This window comes from Archangium sp. (assembly GCF_036388035.1).
In the GTDB taxonomy this organism is placed as follows: domain Bacteria; phylum Myxococcota; class Myxococcia; order Myxococcales; family Myxococcaceae; genus Archangium.
This window is the reverse complement of the sequence record NZ_DASVSO010000724.1, coordinates 1-3,982: the sequence shown is the minus strand read 5'-3', so window position 1 is coordinate 3,982 and position 3,982 is coordinate 1. Positions and strand designations below refer to the sequence as shown.

At 69.4% G+C, this 3,982-nt stretch carries 6 protein-coding genes; 4 read left to right on the top strand and 2 right to left on the bottom strand.

Annotated features, from left to right (window positions below; translation table 11 throughout):
- The first annotated feature begins 137 nt into the window (after positions 1–137).
- On the top strand, positions 138–647 hold the full coding sequence (locus VF697_RS29715; RefSeq protein ID WP_331100182.1) for a hypothetical protein: 510 nt from the start codon (positions 138–140) through the stop codon (positions 645–647).
- Positions 648–696: 49 nt separating this feature from the next.
- A complete protein-coding gene (locus VF697_RS29710) occupies positions 697–1,089 on the top strand; it encodes a hypothetical protein (RefSeq protein WP_331100181.1) in 393 nt (130 codons plus the stop codon).
- A gap of 10 nt (positions 1,090–1,099) precedes the next feature.
- Here VF697_RS29710 and VF697_RS29705 read toward each other — a convergent pair whose 3' ends face one another.
- Positions 1,100–1,564 (bottom strand): cupin domain-containing protein, encoded by a 465-nt coding sequence (locus VF697_RS29705; protein ID WP_331100179.1) that lies wholly within the window; start codon positions 1,562–1,564, stop codon positions 1,100–1,102.
- Between the two features lie 69 nt (positions 1,565–1,633).
- Between VF697_RS29705 and nudC the strand changes: the two genes are divergently transcribed.
- A complete protein-coding gene (gene nudC, locus VF697_RS29700) occupies positions 1,634–2,467 on the top strand; it encodes an NAD(+) diphosphatase (protein WP_331100177.1) in 834 nt (277 codons plus the stop codon).
- Between the two features lie 153 nt (positions 2,468–2,620).
- Positions 2,621–3,313 carry a radical SAM protein gene (locus VF697_RS29695; RefSeq protein ID WP_331100175.1) on the top strand — a complete coding sequence of 231 codons (693 nt, stop codon included), beginning with the start codon at positions 2,621–2,623 and terminating at the stop codon, positions 3,311–3,313.
- A 21-nt stretch (positions 3,314–3,334) separates the two neighbouring features.
- Here VF697_RS29695 and VF697_RS29690 read toward each other — a convergent pair whose 3' ends face one another.
- Positions 3,335–3,808: a B-box zinc finger protein gene (locus tag VF697_RS29690; protein WP_331100173.1), complete on the bottom strand. Its 474-nt coding sequence runs from the start codon at positions 3,806–3,808 to the stop codon at positions 3,335–3,337.
- Positions 3,809–3,982: the final 174 nt, after the last annotated feature.

The following is a 3,982-nucleotide window of genomic DNA, read 5'->3' as shown; positions in this document are numbered from 1 at the left end:
AGCCCCCCCCCCCCCCCTTCCAGCTGTAAATGCCCGAGATTACTTGGGTTTTTTCTGTCTGGATTTTACCCGCTCCCTCGGTGTCGGAGCGCAGGGTGGGGCCTTCGATGAACTCCCGGGAGACCGCGCGGACCCATGTGTCCCTCGAGAGAGGAGACCTGAAGCTGATGGTGCTGCTGGGGGCCCTGGCGGTGGCCTGCGCGGGTTGCGGCCACGTGAGACCGGCGGAGGGCAAGGCCCAGACCTACGTCGTGGACGAGGACGCGACCGGAGTCGGCAGCGCGCTCGCGATGGGGGGCGCCGGGTACGACTGCGATGGCGAGCTCGCCACGTGCTTCACCCGGTGTTGGGAGGCTTCACGGCAACCCTATCCCCATACAGAACACAACGAGTGGTACTACGAATACTGCACCAAGAAGTGCCGCAAAGAATACATGCAATGCATTGAAGAGCTGGAGAAGGAAGAGGCGGAGCGGGTGAAGAAACGCCCTCCCCTCGAGTTCTCGACGCTCGACAAGGCCCGCGACTGGATTCGAGCGCACAAGGCGGAGCTCGCACTCGGAACCGTCGTCATCGTCGCGGGCACTACCTTCATCCTCGTCACGGGCGGAACCGGCGCGCTGCTCCTGGTTCCTCTCGCGCTCTAGAAGCCTGTCATTCACGACACCACGCCGTGGCTCCCCTCCAGGTCTGTCGATGAACTACAACACGCGCTTCGATGTAGACACCGTGCTTCGGACCGTGGAGGCCGTGAGCAAACGCCACCCCGAGGGAACACCCGAGGACGAGGCGCTGCGAATCTGCGCGGCGGCGCTGCTCTTCGTCCGCGATGACCTCCAGAAGCTCGAGGAGTTCCGCGAATTTTTTCGTAAACTCACGACGCCCGCGGTGGAAGGGATAAAAGTCGCCCACACCTTCGCGTCGAGAGAAGAGGCGGACGCGTGGCTCGCGAGTGGAACGGCCCGGGACGGTCAGCTCGTCAGGGTCGCCGGCCAGGGCTTCACGGTGATTGACCACGGGCCCAAGGGGCTGAAGCTGGTGCGGATGCCGCTGCCGGAGGAGCTTCCACCCCACAAGCCAGGGAAATAGGCCCGCCGCCTCACGGAGCGGAGGCGGGCTTGACGGGCTCGCCCTGGCGGAAGCGCTGCTCGGGACCGGGCCCGACGTACACCTGCACCGCCCGGAAGCGCGCGGTGCCCTCGGGGATTCGGGCCGCGTGCCGGGTCCCCGCCGGGATGTAGACGGCGTCACCCGCCCGGACAGGCAGCACCTGTCCCTCGATGGTCATCTCGGCGCCGCCCTCCTCCACATAGAGCATCTCCACGCTGTGCTCGTGGATGTGCTCGGGTACGCCGGCCCCGCCCTGGAGCTCCAACACGCCCAGGGACGCCGCGCGAGCCCCAGTCTCCTCGTTGACGAGCAGGATGGCCGTGCCCTTGCCCTGCGAGATGCGGAAGGTGGGCGCTTCCGCCGTGCCCACCACATGGCGGACCGGAACGACAGGAGCCCGGGCACAGCCGGCGGAGACGCAGAGGAGGGCCGTCAGGAGCGAGGTGCGGAGCATGCCCCGTTCCTAGCACGGCGGCGGCGACTCCCCTGCCCCAACGCACCCCGTCCCGCTAAGGTGCCGGGCGTGAGCCCACCTCGATTCATCCCCGGACATGACGTCCCCGCGCGCCCGCGCGACACCGCCCTGCTCTTCGTCACGCGCGGCCTGGACCTCCTCGTCGGCGAGCGCGAGGGCGCCATACACCTCCCCACGGGCTCGGAGCTGCCCGCGCTCGCCGCGGAGGCCAACTTCCTCGGCACGCTCGAGGGCGTGGACTGCTACGCGGCCTCCCTCCCGAAGGACACCGAGCCGCCCGCCGGCCTGAAGCTCGTCCCCGCGCGCGGCCTCTATGGCCGCGTGGACGAGGCGCTCTTCGCCGTCGTCGGCCGGGCGCTCGCCATCTCCGAGTGGGACGTCACCCACCGCTTCTGCGGGCGAGACGGCCAGCCCACGGTGCTCGTCCCCGGCGAGCGCGCGCGCCGCTGTCCCGTCTGCCGCACGCCTTACTACCCGCGCATCTCCCCCGCGGTCATCGTGCTCATCACGCGCGGCGACGCCATGCTGCTCGCACGCAACGCCAACTTCCCCGGGGCCTTCTTCAGCACCCTGGCCGGCTTCGTCGACGTCGGCGAGTCGCTCGAGGAGACGGTGGTGCGCGAGGTGAAGGAGGAGGTGGGGGTGGAGCTGAAGAACCTGCGCTACTTCGGCAGCCAGCCGTGGCCCTTCGGCCGCTCGCTCATGCTGGGCTTCACCGCCGAGTATGCCGGCGGCGACATCCAGGTGGATGGCCAGGAGATCGCCGAGGCCGGCTGGTTCACCCCCGACAACCTCCCCCACCTTCCCCCGCGCCTGAGCATCGCCCGGCAGCTCATCGACGACTTCCTCGCCCGGGTGAAGGCGCGCAACACCCCGGGCTGAGGCCTCCACTCCGCCTCTCGGGAGCCCGCTCCCTCCCGAGGAGGGCAGGCGCCTGGAAATCCCGAAAGGAAACGGGGGGTTGGAGTCCGGGGGGCGTCTCCGCTTGCATCCACCCACCCGGGTGGGGTTGAAGCAGTCTCCCCCCGGATCCCCATGCCCGTCGCGCGCCCCCACATCGAGCCCCGTCGTGTTCCCACCGCTGACTCCGTGGTGGTGAAGGAAGTCTACCTCTCCGTGCAGGGGGAGTCCTCGCACGCGGGGCTGCTCTGCTCCTTCGTGCGGCTCACCGGCTGCCACCTGCGCTGCACCTACTGCGACAGCGAGTTCGCCTTCCACGGCGGCTCGCGGATGAAGATTCCGGAGGTGGTGGCCCAGGTGAAGGCGCTCGGAGCGCAGCGGGTGGAGGTGACGGGTGGCGAGCCCCTGCTGCAGCCCGGGGTGTACCCGCTGATGGAGGAGTTGCTGGCCTCGGGACTCACCGTGCTGCTGGAGACGAGCGGCGCCATCGACGTGCGGCTGGTGCCCCCGGCCGTCCACAAAATCGTGGACATGAAGACGCCGTCCTCGGGCGAGAGCGACCGGAACGACTACCGGAACTTCGCCTCGATGAACGCCAACGACGAGCTGAAGTTCGTCATCGGCAGCCGCGAGGACTACGAGTGGTCCAAGCGGCTCATCGCCGAGCACCGGCTGCTGGAGAAGCCGTACGGCATGCTCTTCTCCACCGTCTACGGCAAGCTCGGCACGAAGGCCCTGGCCGAGTGGGTCATCGAGGATCGGCTCCCGGTGCGCTTCCAGCTCCAGATGCACAAGTACATCTGGGACCCGAACGAGCGCGGGGTGTGACGGGCGCGCGGCCCTGACGGGTCAGCCGAACCAGGACTCGCGCAGCAGGAACAGCATCCACGCGAGCGAGAGCAGGAAGAAGAGCAGGTTCACCCCGGCCAGCCAGCGCGTGCACCGGGCGAGGAGTCGCGCTCGCCGCGGCCCCCGCCCGCTGTCGATGCGGTGAAGCACCCGGGTGGGCACCCACAGCCCCGCCACGCCCGAGGCCCCGAGGAGAATCCACCGGGGCAGGCTGAGAATGGACGGGAAGAAGGGAAGGAAGGCCGCCGCGGTGGAGAGCATCCCGAGCAGCACCAGGCCGGACACGGCGAGGAGGCTGGGAGGAAGGGGGCCCTCCTGGGGCGCCACGAGGGCCGCGCAGGAGGCGCAGTAGGCGGCCTCGCCCAGCAGCTCGGTGCACTCAGCGCACAGGAAGGTGCCGCAGCGGGCGCAGGTGGCCACGGCGACCCGCTGGTGCGCGGGACAGCGCGGGCTCGCGGGTGCGGGCGTCTCCACGGGCGCGCGTCAGAAGACGGGCGGCGGAGGCGGCCGGAGCATGACCTGCTCCAGCGCGTGGGCGCCGAGGCCGAGGAACACGGCGGCCAGCACCGAGCTGCCGAAGAAGCCCGCGAGGATGAGGTTCTTGCGCGGATGCTCGAACTGGCTGAACGCGTACACGAGCATGTAGCA

Coding starts and splice junctions, on each gene's coding strand:
- VF697_RS29695 (WP_331100175.1), top strand. CDS start 2,621: ATGCCCGTCGCGCGCCCCCACATCGAGCCCCGTCGTGTTCCCACCGCT.
- VF697_RS29710 (WP_331100181.1), top strand. CDS start 697: ATGAACTACAACACGCGCTTCGATGTAGACACCGTGCTTCGGACCGTG.
- VF697_RS29705 (WP_331100179.1), bottom strand. CDS start 1,564: ATGCTCCGCACCTCGCTCCTGACGGCCCTCCTCTGCGTCTCCGCCGGC.